The organism is Sphingomonas sp. (assembly GCF_035910975.1).
GTDB lineage: Bacteria > Pseudomonadota > Alphaproteobacteria > Sphingomonadales > Sphingomonadaceae > Sphingomonas.
In genome coordinates this window covers 431,929-449,206 of the sequence record NZ_JAMHWM010000029.1, presented here as the reverse complement: position 1 = coordinate 449,206, position 17,278 = coordinate 431,929, and the positions used below count along the sequence as shown (strand labels likewise).

Genomic DNA, 17,278 nt, shown 5'->3' with positions numbered 1-17,278 from the left:
CACGTCCGCGTGCCCTGGACGGCGTAGCGCGGCATCGTCAATAGCCCGCCTTCCGCGCCAGCGCATCGGCGTGGAAGTTCGCGTCACCGAACATCTCCTCAAGCACGCGCGCACGCTTCATGTAGAAGCCGATATCGAATTCATCGGTCATGCCGATGCCGCCGTGCATCTGCACGCCTTCCTGCACCGCCAGCGTGGTGGCGAGGCCGGTCATCGCCTTGGCGACCGACACCGCCGTGTCGGCGCCATCGTCTGCGGCGTCGAGCAGTTGCTGCGCCTTGAGCGTCGCGGCGCGAGCGACTTCCATTTCCGAATAGAGGTGCGCCGCGCGGTGCTGGAGCGACTGGAAGCTGCCGATCAGCGCACCGAACTGCTTGCGTTCCTTGAGGTACGCATTGGTCAGGTCCATCGCGCCGCCCCCGACGCCAAGCATTTCCGCCGCGGCGCCTGTGCGACCGGCGGCGAGCAGACGCCGGAGATTGGCCGCGCCGCCGTCCACATCGCCGATCACCGCATCCGAATCCACCTCGACCCCGTCGAACGAAAGGCGGGCAGCGATGCTTGCGTCGGCCAGCCGTTCGGGCGTCGCGGTAAGGTTCGCGGCGTCGCGCGGAACGGCGAACAGGGTGATGCCGGCGTCGTCTTTCGCACTCCCGGCGGTACGCGCCGCGACGATCAGCAGATCGGCGACATGGCCGTGGGTGACGAACTGCTTCGCGCCGTGCAGTCGGAAACCGTTGCCCGCGCGTTCGGCCCGCATCGCGATCGCGTCGCGGTGCTTAGGCCCCTCGTCGATCGCGAGCGCCGCGACGGTGTCACCGGCGAGGATGCCGGGGAAATGCTGCGCAGCATGGGCCGTGCCTTTCAGCGCTTCGACCGCCGCCACCGCCGTGGTCAGAAAGGGTGAGGGGGACAGGTTGCGCCCGATTTCCTCCAGCACCGTTCCCGCCTCGACATGGCCGAGGCCGAGGCCGCCCGCGGCTTCCGGGATGAGGATGCCGGTGAAGCCCATCTCGGCGAAGCGCTTCCACAGGTCGCGGCTGAAACCGGTCGGATCGTTCGCATCGCGCAGGCCGCGCATGTGGGAGACGGGAGCGGTCTCGGCGATGAAATCCTTCACCGTGTCGCGCAGTATCGACTGATCGTCGTCGAGATAGAGAGGCATCTTCTTCACTTTCGTCATCCCGGCGAACGCCGGAATCTGGTGCGGCAGGCATTGTACGTCGAGCCGTGCCCGAGCGTTCGCCGAAGCGACGGTCAGGAAGGCAGTTCCAGGATCCGCTTGGCGATGATGTTGAGCTGGACCTCGCTCGTCCCGCCCTCGATCGAATTGGCCTTGGTGCGCAGCCAGGCGCGCGGCGCGGTGCCGGTGCCGGAGCGGTCGCTTTCCCATTCGAGGCTGTCCGATCCGCCCGCCGCCATCTCCAGCTCGTGGCGCGCCTTGTTCAGCTCGGTGCCGTAATATTTCATCATGCTCGGCTGGGCAGGGTGGGCGCGACCGGCTTTCAGTTCATCGATGAAGCGTTCGGACATCGCCGCGAACGCCTTCGCGCGCACCTCGTGGGTCGCTATCTGGGCCCGCAGGATCGGATCGGCGAGGCGGCCGTGCTCGTCCAGCCCCAGGCGATCGATCGCGTTGCCGACCAACGTTCCGCCGCTAGACAGGCCGAGCCCCATGCCGGAGATCATCTCGCGCTCGTGCCCGAGCAGATATTTGGCGACGTCCCAGCCCTTGTTGAGTTCGCCGATGAGGTTTTCCTTCGGCACTTTGACATTGTCGAAGAAGGTTTCGCAGAAGGGCGAGTATCCGCTGATGAGCAGGATCGGCTTCGTCGATACGCCTTCGGACGCCATGTCGAACAGTACGAAGCTGATGCCGGCCTGCTTGGTCGTCCGGTCGGTGCGGACGAGGCAGAAAATCCAGTCGGCCTTGTCGGCATAGCTGGTCCACACCTTCTGTCCGTTGACGAGGAAGTGATCGCCCTTGTCCTCTGCGCTGGTCGCGAGCGCGGCTAGGTCCGAACCGGCGTTGGGTTCGCTATAGCCCTGACACCAGCGGATCTCGCCGCGCGCGATTTCGGGGAGGAAGCGCTTCTTCTGCGCCTCGTTGCCGTACTTCAGCAGGGCCGGGCCGAGCATCGATATGCCGAAGCTGGAGAGTGGATTGCGACAGCCGAGTGCGCGCATTTCCTCGCGCAGGACCTTGCTCTCGGCCGGCGAAAGCCCGCCGCCGCCATATTCGGCGGGCCAGTCGGGCACGGTCCAGCCGCGCGCGCCCATGCGGTCCATCCAGAGTTTCTGGTCGGGCGTCAGCGCGGACTGGTCGCGCCCGCCCCAGACGGTGTCCTTTTCCGACCGCGCGGGTTGGCGCATCGTGGGCGGGCAATTGGCTTCCAGCCAGGCGCGGGTTTCGGCGCGGAAGGTATCGAGATCCTGGGTCATCATCATCTCCACCGTCATCCCGGCGCACGCCGGCATCTCATGCTGCATGAGGCCCCGGCTTTCGCCGGGACGACGACCTACTGGTTGAACCGCTCGCCCTTGTCGGACTTGTCCTTGAGCAGCTTCGCCACCGTGAAGCCGTGCTTCTCGAGGCCCGCGACGATCTTGCCGAGCCCTTCGGTGTCTGCCCAGAACATCGGGCCGCCGCGATAGACCGGCCAGCCATAGCCGTAGATCCAAACGACATCGATGTCCGACGCGCGCTGCGCCTTGCCTTCCTCCAGGATCAGCGCGCCTTCGTTGACCATCGGATAGAGCGTGCGTTCGACGATCTCCTCGTCGGTCACTTCATGCTGTGGCGTTCCGGTTGCTTTCCGGAAATCCTCGATGATCTCGGCGACGCGGGGGGAGGGCGACGGATTGCGCTTGTCGTCATAGTCGTAGAAGCCCGCCTTGGTCTTCTGCCCCCAGCGGTTCTCCGCGGCGAGCGCATCGCGGATGCTCTCGATCCGGGTCGGATCGCGGTGCCAGCCGATATCGACACCGGCGAGGTCGCTCATCTGGAACGGCCCCATCGGCATCCCGAATTCGACATGGACGCGATCGACCTGTTCGGGCGTCGCGCCTTCCATCAACAGCTTCATCGCCTCGACCTGGCGAGGCATCAGCATCCGGTTGCCGATGAAGCCGTGGCATACGCCCGCGACCACCGCGACCTTCCGGATCTTCTTGGCGAGGTCCATCACGGTCGCCAGCACGTCGCCCGCGGTCCTGTCGCCGCGCACCACCTCCAGCAGTTTCATGACGTTGGCCGGCGAGAAGAAGTGCATGCCGACCACGTCCTCGGGCCGCTTCGTCGATGCCGCGATCTCGTTGACGTCGAGGTAGCTGGTGTTGCTCGCCAGGATCGCGCCCGGCTTGCAGATGGCGTCGAGCTTGCCGAAGATGTCCTTCTTGACGTCCATGTTCTCGTACACCGCCTCGATCACCAGATCGACGTCGGCGAGGTCGTCGAGGCTGAGCGTGGGTGTGAGCAGCCCCATCGCCTGTTCGACCTGCTCGGGCTTGATCCGGCCCTTGGCGGCGGTCGCCTCGTAATTCTTGCGGATAGTGCCGGTGCCGCGATCGAGCGCGTCCTGCTGCATCTCGACGATCGTCACCGGGATGCCGGCCGACAGGAAATTCATGCTGATCCCGCCGCCCATCGTGCCGGCGCCGATCACGCCGACCTTGCGGATCGGGCGCAGCGGCGTGTCCTGCGGCACGTCGTCGATCTTCGACGCCTTGCGTTCGGCGAAGAAGATGTGCCGCTGCGCGGCGGATTGCACGCCGAACATCAGTTTCATGAACTGTTCGCGCTCGAACGCGATTCCTTCATCGAACGGCACGCCCTCGGCCGCCTTGCGGACGCAGGCGAGGTTGGCGGCGGGCGCGTCGAAGCCGCGGAACTTGCGCTTGTTGGCCTCGGCTACCTTGTCCACGGCTGAGGCGTCGCCCTTGACCGGCTGATCGCGGGTCGGGCGTGGCCCTTGCGCTACGACATCCTGCGCGAAGGCGATTGCGTCGGCCTCCAGCGTATCTTCGCCCGCCAGCCGGTCGATCAGGCCGGCGGCAAGCGCCACCTTGGCAGTAATCGGGTCACCGGTCGCGCACATCGTCGCGGCAAGCTCGACGCCGCCCAGGCGCGGCAGGCGCTGGGTGCCGCCGGCACCGGGCAGCAGGCCCAGCTTCACCTCGGGCGTGCCGATCTTCGCCGATGGAACGGCGATGCGGTAGTGGCAACCCAGAGTCACCTCGCACCCGCCGCCCAGCGCGGTGCCGTGGATCGCGGCGACGACGGGCTTGGCGCTCGCCTCGATCGCGTCGATCATCTCGCCCAGATGTGGGCTGACCATCGGCTTGCCGAATTCGGTGATGTCGGCGCCGGCGAAGAAAGTACGCCCGTCGCAGCGGATGACGATCGCCTTCACCCCGTCATCGGCCAGGCCCGCCTTCAGCGCCGCGTCGAGCCCCTGCCGTACCGCCGCACCGAGCGCGTTCACCGGCGGGTTGTTCGAGGTGATGACGAGGACCTCGCCGTCCTGGCGGGTGGTGATGGGGTTGGTCACGCTTATCTCCTTGTTCCCCGGCGGGGGCCGGGGTCCGGTAGCCAAAGGGTCGATCCTGGGCCCCGTCTTTTGCGGGGAAACAGGAAAGTGGGATCAGTTCAGGGCCGAATAGATCATCGTCTTCAGCTCTCGCCGCACCGGATAGGTGCTGCTTGGCGACATCTGGGTCATGAAGATCATGATGATCCGTTCGACAGGATCGATGAAGAAGGCGGTCGAGAACAGGCCGCCCCAGTAGAATTCGCCGACCGACCCCGGCACGAGGGTGGGCGCGACATCGGTGGTGACGGCGAAGCCCAGGCCGAAGCCGACCCCGGCATTGGTGCTTTCCGAGAACATCGACCGGCTCATGCTCGCCAGGTCGCCGCCGCCGGGCAGGTGGTTCATCGTCATCAGATCGATCGACTTGCGGGACAGGATGCGCGTGCCGTCCAGCGTGCCGCCGCCCAGCAGCATCCGGCAGAAACGATGATAGTCTAGGCTGGTCGACACCAGCCCGCCGCCGCCCGACACCAGGGTCGGCTCCCGGCTCCACGCCGACGCGGCGCCCTGATCGTACATAACCCGGCCCTTGCCGGGGACGAAGGTGTAGCAGTCGGCGAGGCGATCGACCTTGTCTGCCGCCACCGCGAAGCCGGTGTCGTCCATGCCGAGCGGGGTCAGGATACGATCGCGGAAGATCTCACCGAGCGGCCGATCCGCGATTCGCTGGACGACGAGGCCCAGCACGTCGGTCGACACCGAATAATTCCACGCCTCGCCCGGCGAGAATTCGAGCGGCAGCTTGCCTAGCGCCGCTGCGAACCCGTCGAGGTCGAGGTTGCCGTGCCAGCTCTCTATCCGGCCCTCGCGATAGGCGGCATCGACGTTCGACCGGTTCTGGAAACCATAAGTCAGGCCGGAGGTGTGGCGCAGCAGGTCGATCATCCGCATCGGCTGCGCGGTGGGGGACGTCGCGAACGGCACCCCGGCTCCGCCGCCGGCATAGACGCCGGTGCCCTTCAGCTCGGGCACGACATGGTGCACCGGCGTGTCGAGCGCGACGCGACCTTCTTCCAGCAGCTGCATGAACGCCACGGAGGTGACGGGCTTCGTCATGCTGGCGATGCGGAAGATGGTGGACGCGTCGACCGGCACCGTTCCACCCTCGCGCGCCATGCCCCGCGATGCGAAATGGACGATCGCATCGTCGCGGCCGATCAGCAGCTGGGTGTTCGCGAAGCGACCCGAATCGACGTAGCGCGACTTCAGAAAGGCATCGATCGCGGCCAGGCGAGCGCTATCGAAACCGTGATTCTCTGGTGTCGCCAACTCCATGCCTGTCCCATACCCCGTGTTCGAAACTAGCGAGCGACCCGGCGTTCGCGATGCGCGGTCTCTATCGCCTTGAGCGGGCCGCGAATCAAGTCTAGCCTTGCATGCAAATCGACGGGTGTTCCAAACCCGATCTTCAACTGACGAGAGGATTCCTGTGTCCGACGAACCGCTGATCGCGCTTGATCCTAGCTGGCCCCGGATGTCGCTCGACGAGATCGAGGGCGTCCTGTGTGCGCCAGGGGCGATGTTCGAGATGGAGACGGTGGACATCCGCGGTGTGCCGACGCGGGTGTGGAAGAACGCGCCGCCCACCCTGGCGCTGCTGATCCAGTTCGGCCGCAGCCACGGCGACCGCCCTTTCGTGATCCATGAAGGCGAGCGGGTGAGCTATGACGCTACCGTCCGCGCCGTCGCGCACCTGGCGACGAAGATGCGCGAGATGGGTGTCGCGAAGGGCGATCGCATCGCGCTGACGATGCGCAACCTGCCCGAATGGCCGGTCGTGTTCTTCGCCAGCATGGCGCTGGGCGCGATCTGCGTCCCGCTCAACGCCTGGTGGACAGGCGGCGAGCTTGAATATGGCATGAAGGATTCGGGCGCGAAATGGCTGTTCGTCGATTGCGAACGCCACGCCCGATTGGCGCAATGCTATGACGCGCTGCCCGATCTCGATCACGTGTATGTGGCGCGGTCGCAAGGGACACTGGAGGGCAAGGCGCGGTCGCTGGACGATCTGATCGGTCCGTCGGCCGGCTGGACGACGCTTCCCGAAATCGCGTTCCCGCAGACCGGGATTCATCCCGACGACGACGCGACGATCTTCTACACCAGCGGTACGACCGGAGCCCCGAAGGGCGCGCTGGGCACCCACCGCAACTTCGCGACCAATATCCTGTCGGCGGCCTATGCCGGCGCGCGGATGCTGCTGCGGCGGGGCGACGAAATACCCGCGCCGACGCCCAAGGTGATCCTGACCGTCATCCCCCTGTTCCACGTCACCGCCTGTTCGGCGATGATGATGGGGGCGATCGCGGCGGGATCGACGATTGTCTTCATGCGCAAATGGGATCCGGTCGCCGCGATGGCGCTGATCGAGCGCGAGAAGGTGAGCGTGACGGGCGGCGTGCCGACGATCGCGTGGCAGCTGCTCGAACATCCCGAGCGGGCGAACTATGATCTCTCCAGCCTGGAGGCGATCGGCTATGGCGGCGCACCGTCGGCGCCCGAGCTGGTCAAGCGCATCTTCCTCGAATTCGGCGCGCTGCCGTCGAACGGCTGGGGCATGACCGAGACGACCGCGACCGTCACCACCAACGCGGCCGAGGATTATCTGAACCGCCCGACGAGCTGCGGCGCGGCGGTGGCGACCGCCGACCTCAAGATCATGGACGTCGAGGGACAGCGGGACCTGCCCGCCGGGGAGGTGGGCGAACTGTGGGCGCGCGGGCCGATGGTGGTGAAGGGCTATTGGAACAAGCCCGAGGCGAGTGCCGAGACCTTCATCGACGGATGGGTGCGCACCGGCGATCTCGCGCGGCTCGACGACGAAGGCTTCTGCTACATCGTCGATCGCGCCAAGGACATCGTGATACGCGGCGGCGAGAACATCTATTCGATCGAGGTGGAGGACGTGCTCTACGCCCATCCCGCCGTCACCGACTGCGCGCTGATCGGCATCCCGCATCGCACGCTGGGCGAGGAGCCGGCCGCCGTCGTCCACCTGGCACCCGGCATGACGGCGACCGAGGCCGAGTTGCAGGACTGGGTGCGCCAGCGCCTGGCGGCGTTCAAGGTGCCGGTCGAAATCCGCTTCTCCGCCGACGTCCTGCCGCGCAACGCCAACGGCAAGATCCTGAAGAAGGACCTGAAGGCACAGTTCGCGCGCGAATGACGGATGGGGGGCGCAGGCGGACGGTCGTCGCGTGCCGAGTTACCAGCTACGAACGTTACCCAACCGCCTTCTTCCCCGCGCTTGCTCTCGCCGCCACCGTCATCTTCCGGCCCAGACCACCGGGGCCTGTCCCTGAGCCGAGATATGCGGGTGAAGGTCGCACGTTGATCGGAAAGCAGACTGTCCACAAACCGCCCCGATCCCGGCCGTTCAGGGCGCAAGCTGGAATTCCGAAAACGGTCGTCTCAGTCTCGACCGATAGTCGGTAACGGCTATCTCGCCCCGCACAGCCGCGCCTGATCCCATTCCAATGCCCGCGTCATCCGCATCGCGCCTCTCAGCGTTTCGCGCTCGTCCGCAGGCAATGATGCGAAGGGGGTTGAGAAGCCGGGAGGAATGCCTGCTGTGGCCTGTGCATAGCTGGCGCCGACCTCGGCTTCCGAGGGGATAGGTCCCCAGCACGAATAATGGCCCATGCAGGCGATGTCGCATTTGTCGCTCACCGGCTTGCGGGCATATTCGCCGCACGTGCACGAACAACCGGTGCCGGCGAGCGCGGCGTTGCGCTGCTCGGGCGTGATGCAGGCGGCGCGTGGGGGCGGGGGCGCCATCAGCTGCTTCGCCTGCGCGAGCGCCCGAGCGGATACCGGCGGTGCTTCGGGCGCGGGAGCGCCGAGTGGTGGTGGCGGCGGCAGGCCGAAGACGGTGACCTGCTCTCCCGGTCCTTCCTGGTATGCGACCAGCACCGATCCCGCGGCCGCGGTGGCGAACAACGCCGCGACCAGCACGATCAGCCGGACGAACGGCCGCGTCATGCGCCGTCGTCCGGCAGCGAATAGGTGCGCGGGCGGCCGGCGGCGGCCCAGGCGCAGAGGTGCGCGCGCAACGGGCCGTCGGCCATCGCGCGGATCTGGCCGATCAACTGGCGGCGAATTTCAGGCGGGGCGTCCTGAGCATCATATCCGGCCGCCACAGTCTCGGCGAAAGCCTGGCGATCCTGATCGGTCAGCCGTACCTGACAGGACACTGCACCGATCGTCGCACCGGCGCCGTTCGCCGCTCCGCCCGAACGCGACGATGCCCATTCGAGTTCGTCGGCGTCGAAATCCGAACGCTCGTCCATCGGCAGCAACTGCTGGGCGACGATATCGCGGTCGATCTCGCCGCGTATCTCGGCGCGCGCGAAGCTGACAGGCTCCAGATCGCTGCGCGCCACGCCGGGCGAGGCGAAGGCGATCTCGATCGTGCCGACCGACCGGATCGGTTGGCGGCAGGCCAGCTCGGCGTCCTGCTCGTCCTCGAACAGCCGGGCGGAGAGCGATCCCAGGATGAACCCCGGCGTGTTCTGGGTGATGTTCATCTGCGCGTTCGTCTTGCGGCGCACGACGTGGAGGCAGCCGTTGCTCAGCTCGGTGGCGGCGGCGTCGATTGAATTGACGATGCCGGCATCCATGTCGCTATGCCAGTTGACTTCGACGCGCGCGGGAAAGGTGCCGGTCTGACCGGGTTCCAGATCCGGCATCGACACGCTGATCTTCATGCCGGATGCGCCGCCGCCCGGCGCCATCATCGATCCCGTCGTGGCGGAGACGGGCAGGCCGCGCGGTTCGAGGATGCGGTGGAACGTGTCGGCGACCTCCGCCTTGCCGTCGACGCCCGATCCGCGCGTGATCTCCGCCGGCAGATACACCAGCCCCGAACTGGCGAGCGACGCGGTGATCGCGCGCGCCGCCTCGGCCGAATCCCCGACGTTAAGTCCGAAACCGAATCCGTCGCCGCATTCGAACACGGCCCGCTTTTCGGCATCGCAACCGGAGCCGGGTTCCGGCGGATCGTACACCACGACGCTGCTTGACGTGATCGCGGGCTGCTGCGGGCGCTTCGCGTTGGGCAGGGGCTTTTTGGGGCGGGGCTTGTCTCCGCCCCGGTTCTGCGGCGTCGCGGTGCCCGACACCGTCGCGCTGACGCTCGGCCGCACCAGACGGACGGTCACGACGCGCTCCCTGGTGTCCTCGGCCCTGTCAGCGACATTGGTGATGACAATCGTCTGATAACCCCTTGTGCCACCGGCACGGGTCGGCTCGAGCGGCGCATACGGGCTCGACCAGCTCACCGCGCATCCGCCCTGCGCGAGCGGACGGGACGCGCCGAGCGACAGCATCTGACCACGGGTGCCGACATCGATGTCGCGGCAGGTGTCGCCTTTCTCTCCGTCCTCCACCGTGATGATGAAATTTTCGGGGAGATAGGGGACCGGGGTTGCCGCATAGGGGCTGTTGCGCATCGTGACCCAGTCGGGCGGGGCGGCATCCGCGGCGAATTTCACCCGGATGCACCGCGCGGCGATCGGCGCGATCCTGAGCTGCACCGTAGCCGCCACGTTGGTGCCGAGATCGACCGTGCGGCAGCCTTGCGCCCATAGCCGTTGATCGAACAGCGCCTGTTCCAGCCTTCCGGCGCGGCTGCCAACGACCAGGTCGGGCAGATCGGCAAGCTCCACGATCATCTCGGAGAATACGTCGCGCAGGCCCCGCCGCCAGACCTTGCGCGGCGCGCCTCCGATCGGGTCGGCGACGGTGGCGAGCTTCAATCCCTCGTCGAGCCACCGGATCACATCGCGCATGTCGCGCGCGTCAGTGGGCGGCCGGGTGGACTGGCTGTGCATCAGCCGCACCGCGTGTGCGCCCCCTGGCCGGCCCTTGAACATGTGCCGGAACAGGCTGCCCGTCATGTAGCCAGTCCCGACGAGGTGGCCGTGCTTCTTGGTGCTGTTGATGAAAGCTGGGCCGCTGCTCCTGTCGATCGTGACCTTGCCTGTCCCCGTTGCCGACGGATAGTCGGGATGGCGCCAGGGCGCGTCCTGGATATGATCGATCGCGAGAGGCTGGTCATAGTGCCGTAGACCCAGGATGAAGCCGAACTGGCGCTCCAGGCCGTCCTGACCCTCGACCTTGGGCTGGGTGGCGAAACGGCGCGCCAGCGCGCGGCGGGTCAGCTTGCGATCGAACCGCTCCATCATCGCGAAGCCCCAGCCGTTCGAGGCGCCTTCCGCGACCCAGTGCGGCAGGCGCCCGTCGGCCGGCTTGAACACGCGATTGTGAAAGACGTGCGTCAGCTCGTGCGCGGTAAATCCCGAGCCCATGAAGTTGCCGGCGTGGTTGAGATTATAGTGAAAGCTGTACTTGTCGACCTTGCACCAGTCCGTGGTGCCGGCAGTTGCGCAGACCGGGTTGGCGGCACGGTCCGGCACCAGGTTCTCGGCCACCGCGACGGTGGTGCTATAGTCGGCCGGGCGGCGTCGAACGACGAACACGACCGGCTTGCCGTCGAGCATCGTATCGATGCGCGGGGCGCCGAAATAGCGTTCGTGGACGTCCCACGCCTGCTGCATGCGCTCGATCAGCTCGACCGGGATCGGCGCCGCCGATGCATCCGGTTCCTTGGGGTTCCGGGTGGCGTCAAGCCCGAATACCCGGAACTTGCCGTTAGGAGACAGGCTGCCGCTGGGAACCGTACCCGTACCGGACGGCTGCGGCTTCTGCTGCGCGGCGGCAGCACCACAGGCCATCGCCAGCGCGACGACCATCATCGAAGCACATCGTGTCCACACAGATGGTCCGACCGACACCCCCATCGTCCCGATTCCCCGCTGAGCTGCCTGTACGAAGCGCCGATCCCTCAGAAGGCCCGGCCGAGCGCTTTTCCGACGCCGTCCTGAACCCTGTCCCCGATCCCGCGCTCGACCGCGTCGCCGGCCCGCTCGCCGACCCGGCGCAGCGCACCCGGAACCGGCGGCGCGGAACCGGTGCGGCCGAGCGTGGACGGCGCCCCCTTCACGCCGGAGATGCAGCATTCGGACGGCGACGGCTGCGGCACGCTGTTCTTCAGGAAGCATTCGCCGTGCGGGTTGCGCCCCGGCACGACATAGGTGAAGGCGCGGCACTGGCTGTCGCCGTCGCATGCGGCCTTGCACTGCTGCCAGCCCGATCCGGGCCGGTCGTACACGATCTCGCGATAGTCGCCGCCAAACAGGTCGGTGTTGTGCATCGGCTGCCATGTGGAGGCTGGCTGCGCTGGCTGCGTGGATGTTCCGCCATTGCCCGCGACCCGGTAGGACGAACCGACATAGCGCACCGAACTGACCGCCATGGCCAGCAGGATCGGGCGGAGATCGGTGACGTTGCCGTCGATCTCGACACAGCGGCCGGCGTATTTCGCGTCCTCGCAGACCAGCCAGCGCCCCTCGGTACGAATGGACATGGCGAAATCATTGTGGCGGGCCCTGTCCAGATCCGCGGTGTCGCCGGTGATCCTGAAGCTTTTGCCCTGAAAGCCCTCGCCGGCGTACAGCGTCAGGCTCTTGGCCTGCTGGGCGGATTGCCCGATCGCCGACACGCCAGCAACGCTCGCGGCCAATACCGCGGCGACTGCCGCCCATGCCCAGATTCCACGCGCCATAGATAAACCTCCCGAACCCGCGACGGCGCCGGACGCGCACGCCTCGAAAGGCAGAACAGGATGCGGCGGCGGAAGCGGACATCGGGCGTCCAGAAATTTCGGACGCCGATGCCCGGCCGGCACGCGGATTGAAGAAAATCGCCACGACATGTCCGCTTCGCCGATGGAACCCTGTTTTGCCTTTCGAGCGGGACGACGGGTCAACGCCGCTGTTGCGAGGCGACGAGAGGATCGACGATGTACCTCATGGTTTCGATGGCGGCCCTGCTGCTGGGGCCGGCTGATCCCGGTGCGGGACCGGATCGCGAAGCGGCCACCAGCCCGCCCAGCGTCTATCACGGCAACTGGCGCGTCCTTGCTGCCGACGACGCGGGTGGGCAGGCGACGATGCGGATCGACATCCAGCACAGCCCGGGCGAGCGTGAGGGGACCGGCAGCTACGCGCTCTATCAGCCTTTCTGCGATCTGATCGCGGGGGGGAGGATAACCGGCGCGTCGGATTGCGATCTGATGGATCAGGGCGGCGAAATGGCCGTTCGCGCCGACGGGCGCCGGATGGTGATCACCTTTGCCCCAACCGCCGACGGTGCCGAGCATCGGCTGACGTTCCGGCGAAGCGGCCGGTCGCTGACCGGAACCTATCGAAATGCGGACCTTGTCCGCGCGGTGCGGCTGGAGCGGGCTCCGGAATGAAGGATTGGACTATGATAGCGAAGTGTTTGGGGTGGGCGGCGGCATGCGCGCTGCTTGCCGGTTGTGGCGGTAATGAGCGTTCCGGGGACGGCGCCGTGCCGGAATCGGGCGTGAAGATATCGGGCCTGGGCGCCGGCGAGGTTGCCGCGCCGCGCAACCTGCCGCCGTTCGCCCCGGTCTATCCGGGTGCCAAGGTCACCAGCACGGTGCTCAACGCGCCTGAACCGGACAAGGGCATGATGGTGCTCTCGGTGCCGAATGCCGACGGCGCCTCGATCGTCGGCTTCTACAAGAAACGGGGCGAGGCGGCCGGCCTGAAGCTGGGGATGGAGACGGCGGCGGGCGCGGCGCGCATCATCGCGATGAACGAAAGCGGGGAAACCTCCGGCGACGGCGCGCGTGGGTTGCAGGTGACCGTCGCACCGGGCGACGGCGATGTTTCGACCGTCACGGTAATCTACGCGGGAGGGAAGTGAAATGTGGATGCGGTTTCTATCGATCGCCACGCTGACGGCCTTGGCCGCCTGCGGCCCGAATCCGGGCGCAGTGCCGGATAACGCCGCCGCCGCGGCCGGGGTGACGGATGTACCCGCACCGCTCGCCGCCGACGATACGCTCGACCGCGCGCTGACCTGCTGGGGGCTGGCCAATCGCGCCTATTTCATGCACCAGGCCGTGCGGGGCGGCGGGGGCAACCTGCCCAGCCCGGACCCGCAGGTCTATATCGCCTGGTCCCACCTTGCCGCCGTTACCGCGCACGGACGCGGGATGACGCTCGCGGATTTCGAGGCGCGGCAACGGGCGGCGCAGCAGGCGGCCACGGTTTATTCGCTGAAGGTGAAGCCAGACCACGCCGCCGCGGTGCAGCGTTGCATCGACGCGGCGCCGGAACGCGGCCCCGATCCGGACCTCAACTGGCCTGACAAATAGGGCGTGATGCTGACCGGGCCGACCCGGCGACACTTTCGATGGAAACGGCCGGAGACTTCCGCATAATCGGACGATGTCCGTTGATTCTCCCGATGCGCTGGTCGCGGCGCTCTATCCGCAGCTCAGGCGGATGGCGCGGGACCTGCGCTGGCGCTACGGCGCGAGCGAGACCCTGCGATCGACCGCGCTGGTCAACGAAAGCTTCCTGAAGCTGCGCCATGCGCACGGTTTCGTCGACGAGAGACATTTCCTGCGGACCGCCGCCCGCGCGATGCGACAAATCCTGATCAATCACGCACAGGCGCGGCTCGCCGCCAAGCGCGGCGGCGGCGCGGCGACGGTTGCGTTCGAGGACGACCTGCCTGACGTCTATTGGGAGAGCGACGAGCGGCTGCTGGCGCTCGACGACGCGCTCGTTCGGTTGGCGGCGTTTGCGCCGCGCCTGGCCGAGATCGTCGAGTACCGCTTCTTCGGTGGCTATTCGGAACGCGAGATCGGCGTGCTGCTGGGCGTGACCGAACGCACCGTCCGGCGCGACTGGGCCAAGGCGAGGGCGTTGATATTGATCGAGCTCGAAAGCGCGGAGGCAGCGTGACCTGTTACTTCAGGTAGCGCGCCCGCACCTGGTCTGCCCCCTGCGCAAGCCGCGCCCCCGCAGGCCCCAGGGCGGGCAGCATCGCATCGAAACGCGCAAGCGCCGCAGTGGCGCCTGCCCTGTTCCCCGCAGCGCCTTCTGCGCGCGCCAGCGCGACCAACGCCATCGCCACGCCCGGCGGTGGCGCCTTGCCTCCTTCCGCGAGCGTCACGGCGCTGCGTGCCGTCGCCAGCGGATCGCCCCTGGTCGCGGCGATTTCCGCTTCCGATCGGCCGGCGAGCGCGGCGACATGGTGCATCGATCCCGCCCCGGCGAATTTTTCCGCCATCGGCACTGCTTCGGCGAGCGCGGCGAGCGCGGCGTCGGCCTTGCCGGTCTGCAGCAGCACCTTGCCGTGGTTGGCGATCAGCGCGGCGGTCGCGCCCGACGCGCCGAACAGCTTGCGGCGGATCGCCACCGCTTCGGCGAACAGCGGTTCGGCCCGCTCCGGACGACCCGACAGCGCCTCGATCGCCGCGAGATTGTTGGCTGTGTTGAGCGCGTCGGGGGTTTCGACCAGCCCGGTTTGCCGCCAGATGTCGCGGGCCGTTTCGAAAGCCTTGCCGGCGCCGTCGAGATCGCCCAATCCCTGCCGCGCCACGCCCAGATTATTGTAGAACACCCCGGCCTGGCGGTTGTCGCGTCCGTGCATGTCCAGGTGATCGGACAGCGCGCCCTGTAATAGCGCCCCCGCGCGTTCGGGGTCTTGCGCGCGCAGCACCTGCGCTTCGACAAGCCGGCTGTCGATCAGGCGTGCACGCCATTTCGCGGCGTCGGTCCGCCAAAAGGCCTGAGCCGCGGCGAGCTGGGGCGCGGCGCCGTCCAGATCGCCCATCCGCAGCAACGTCTGCGCGAGGTCGTAGCGCGCGGCCGCTAGCGTCTCTGGTGCGATCGTTCCCGGCCTTGCGGTGACTACCGGCATCAGCGCCGCCTTGGCCGCTGTATAATCGCCAAGGTAGAAATGCAGCTCGCCCAGCGCGTGCAACACCGCCCCGGCGCCGCCCGGCTGGGTCGCGTGCTGGGCGACGATCCGCGCGGTTGCGCGATCGAGCACCTCGCGGGACGAAGCCTCGGCGCCCGCCATCTCGACGCTTTCGGCCAGCAGCAAATAAAGCGACTGGCGCACCGCCTCGCTGCGGGCTTCCTCGGACAGCGCCGCATCGCGCGCCGCGATCGCCTCGCGCTTCTGGATCAGGGTCGCGACGAGGCCCGCCGACAGCGCCAGCACGATGACCGCCGCCGCCGCGATCGGCCAGCGCGCGCGCCAGATCGCGCGACGCATCCGGTATCCGCGCTCCCCCGAACGCGCCTGGACCGCCCGGCCATCGCGTGCGCGGCGCAGGTCCTCGATGAACATGTCCAGCGTCGGATATCGCGCCGCGGGCTCCTTGCGCAGCGCCTTCGCCAGCACCGCGTCGAGATCGGAAACCAACCGGGCGGGTGCATCGGCGAGGACGGGGTTTTCCTTCCGCAGGTCGATCAGCCGCGCGGGATCGCGCTCCAATATGCGGCTTATGCCCAGCGCGACCGGCAGGCCGTCGAGATCGACTGGGGGCCTGCCGGTCGCAAGCTCATAGAGCAGGGCCGCGGCGCCATAGACGTCGCAGGGCGGCCCAGCCTGCTCCCCGGTCAGCAACTCGGGCGCGGCATAGGGCGCCGACAGCGGCAGCGCGCCTTCCGTGCGGTCGCCGAGGCCCAACTGCTTGGCGATGCCGAAATCGATCACGCGCACGCGCCCGCCAGCATCCATCAGCACGTTGCCGGGCTTCAGGTCGCGATGCAGCACCAGCATCCGGTGCGCCTGTGCGACCGCATCGGCGACGTCGATGGTCAGTGCGATACGGGTGTCGAGGGGAATTTCATGCGTGTCGCACCACCCGTCGATCGGCCCGCCCTCGACCCGTTCCATGACCATCCACGGACGATCACCGGCATCGATGCCGCCGTCCAATATTCGAGCGATACCGGGGTGGTCGAGATCGGCGAGCAACTGGCGTTCGGCCTCGAAACGCCCCCGGACGATCCCGCGCGCGTCATGCATGACCTTGAGCGCGCCGCGCTGCTTGAACCCGCCTTCGGTCCGCGACACGGAATATACGGTGCCCATGCCGCCCTGGGCGATGACGCCGTCGATTTCCCACGGGCCGAAGCGCCGCCCGATGGCGATCCGGTCGGTGATCGGGGCTATCGGCGCGACCGGATCCAGACTTCCGTTGTCATCCATCCGCGCGAGAACGTCGCGCGCTCGCGCCAGACCGGCCGGATCGTCGCCAAGTCGCCGGGACAGAAAGGCGTCGCGAGCATCCTCGGGCAGTTCCAGCGCCGCGTCGATCAATGCCGAAACGCGCGTCCAATCTCCCGCCTGCATGATTCCCCTTTTCGTGGCGTTGCCGGCGAACACTGTGAGATTGGCCGTTCCGGTTCAAGGAACTGGTGCGGCTTCGTCCGTGACCGCGACTGTGACCGCGCCCGCGAAGCGTACGGCCTTTGGCCGTTAGTTCCAGTCGGGAATGCTCGATCGGCGACATGATCTTGAGCTGGAGCGGGCTCAGATGCCGGGAAAGGCCGGTTCGACAGGCGGGGCCAGCGCCTCGCGCATGCTAGGGGGGGGCTGACAATCCCATCCTTGGTGAATGCCGTGAGGGCGTCAGGCCACCCACCTCGTCCCCGATGTTCTTCGGCACGTTGAGGCGAAACCGGGGAACGGCCCGTTCCTGCGCCAGAAGACATGCAGCATGCGACGTCTCATGCGTGGCATGAAGCGTCCGGCGAAGCGTTGATTTTGCTGGATTTCTGCCGATCTCC

Annotated in this window: 13 protein-coding genes; 5 read left to right on the top strand and 8 right to left on the bottom strand. The window is 67.3% G+C overall.

Annotated elements, in window-relative coordinates; all coding sequences use genetic code 11:
- Window positions 1–37: 37 nt before the first annotated feature.
- The 4 genes from VYI76_RS08575 to VYI76_RS08560 form a co-directional block, all read right to left on the bottom strand.
- A complete protein-coding gene (locus VYI76_RS08575; RefSeq protein WP_326525069.1) occupies window positions 38–1,165 on the bottom strand; it encodes an acyl-CoA dehydrogenase family protein in 1,128 nt (375 codons plus the stop codon).
- A gap of 92 nt (window positions 1,166–1,257) precedes the next feature.
- Window positions 1,258–2,442, bottom strand: a complete 1,185-nt coding sequence (locus VYI76_RS08570; protein WP_326525068.1) for an acyl-CoA dehydrogenase family protein — start codon at window positions 2,440–2,442, stop codon at window positions 1,258–1,260.
- A gap of 77 nt (window positions 2,443–2,519) precedes the next feature.
- The gene (locus tag VYI76_RS08565; protein WP_326524340.1) at window positions 2,520–4,550 is read right to left on the bottom strand and encodes a 3-hydroxyacyl-CoA dehydrogenase NAD-binding domain-containing protein; all 2,031 of its coding nucleotides are present in this window, start codon (window positions 4,548–4,550) and stop codon (window positions 2,520–2,522) included.
- A gap of 93 nt (window positions 4,551–4,643) precedes the next feature.
- Window positions 4,644–5,867, bottom strand: a complete 1,224-nt coding sequence (locus VYI76_RS08560; protein ID WP_326524339.1) for a serine hydrolase domain-containing protein — start codon at window positions 5,865–5,867, stop codon at window positions 4,644–4,646.
- A gap of 199 nt (window positions 5,868–6,066) precedes the next feature.
- On the opposite strand from VYI76_RS08560, the gene VYI76_RS08555 reads away from it, so the two are divergent.
- A complete protein-coding gene (locus VYI76_RS08555) occupies window positions 6,067–7,758 on the top strand; it encodes a class I adenylate-forming enzyme family protein (protein ID WP_326525067.1) in 1,692 nt (563 codons plus the stop codon).
- 272 nt (window positions 7,759–8,030) lie between these two features.
- On the opposite strand, the gene VYI76_RS08550 is transcribed toward VYI76_RS08555, so the two are convergent.
- From VYI76_RS08550 to VYI76_RS08540, 3 genes are all read right to left on the bottom strand, one after another.
- Window positions 8,031–8,573: a hypothetical protein gene (locus tag VYI76_RS08550; protein WP_326524338.1), complete on the bottom strand. Its 543-nt coding sequence runs from the start codon at window positions 8,571–8,573 to the stop codon at window positions 8,031–8,033.
- Window positions 8,570–11,347: a hypothetical protein gene (locus tag VYI76_RS08545; RefSeq protein WP_326524337.1), complete on the bottom strand. Its 2,778-nt coding sequence runs from the start codon at window positions 11,345–11,347 to the stop codon at window positions 8,570–8,572. The genes VYI76_RS08550 and VYI76_RS08545 overlap by 4 nt, the downstream gene beginning before the upstream one ends.
- 89 nt (window positions 11,348–11,436) lie before the next feature.
- Window positions 11,437–12,420, bottom strand: coding sequence for a PAN domain-containing protein (locus VYI76_RS08540; RefSeq protein WP_326524336.1), 984 nt, complete (start codon window positions 12,418–12,420; stop codon window positions 11,437–11,439).
- A 33-nt stretch (window positions 12,421–12,453) separates the two neighbouring features.
- On the opposite strand from VYI76_RS08540, the gene VYI76_RS08535 reads away from it, so the two are divergent.
- From VYI76_RS08535 to VYI76_RS08520, 4 genes are all read left to right on the top strand, one after another.
- Entirely contained in the window at window positions 12,454–12,909 is a 456-nt protein-coding gene (locus VYI76_RS08535; protein ID WP_326524335.1) for a hypothetical protein, read from the top strand.
- Between the two features lie 110 nt (window positions 12,910–13,019).
- Window positions 13,020–13,385, top strand: a complete 366-nt coding sequence (locus tag VYI76_RS08530; protein WP_326524334.1) for a hypothetical protein — start codon at window positions 13,020–13,022, stop codon at window positions 13,383–13,385.
- Window positions 13,386–13,392: 7 nt separating this feature from the next.
- A complete protein-coding gene (locus VYI76_RS08525) occupies window positions 13,393–13,839 on the top strand; it encodes a hypothetical protein (protein WP_326524333.1) in 447 nt (148 codons plus the stop codon).
- A gap of 73 nt (window positions 13,840–13,912) precedes the next feature.
- On the top strand, window positions 13,913–14,434 hold the full coding sequence (locus VYI76_RS08520) for an ECF-type sigma factor (RefSeq protein WP_326524332.1): 522 nt from the start codon (window positions 13,913–13,915) through the stop codon (window positions 14,432–14,434).
- A gap of 4 nt (window positions 14,435–14,438) precedes the next feature.
- Here the strand turns inward: VYI76_RS08520 and VYI76_RS08515 are convergent, their stop codons facing one another.
- Window positions 14,439–16,841, bottom strand: a complete 2,403-nt coding sequence (locus VYI76_RS08515; RefSeq protein ID WP_326524331.1) for a serine/threonine-protein kinase — start codon at window positions 16,839–16,841, stop codon at window positions 14,439–14,441.
- Window positions 16,842–17,278: the final 437 nt, after the last annotated feature.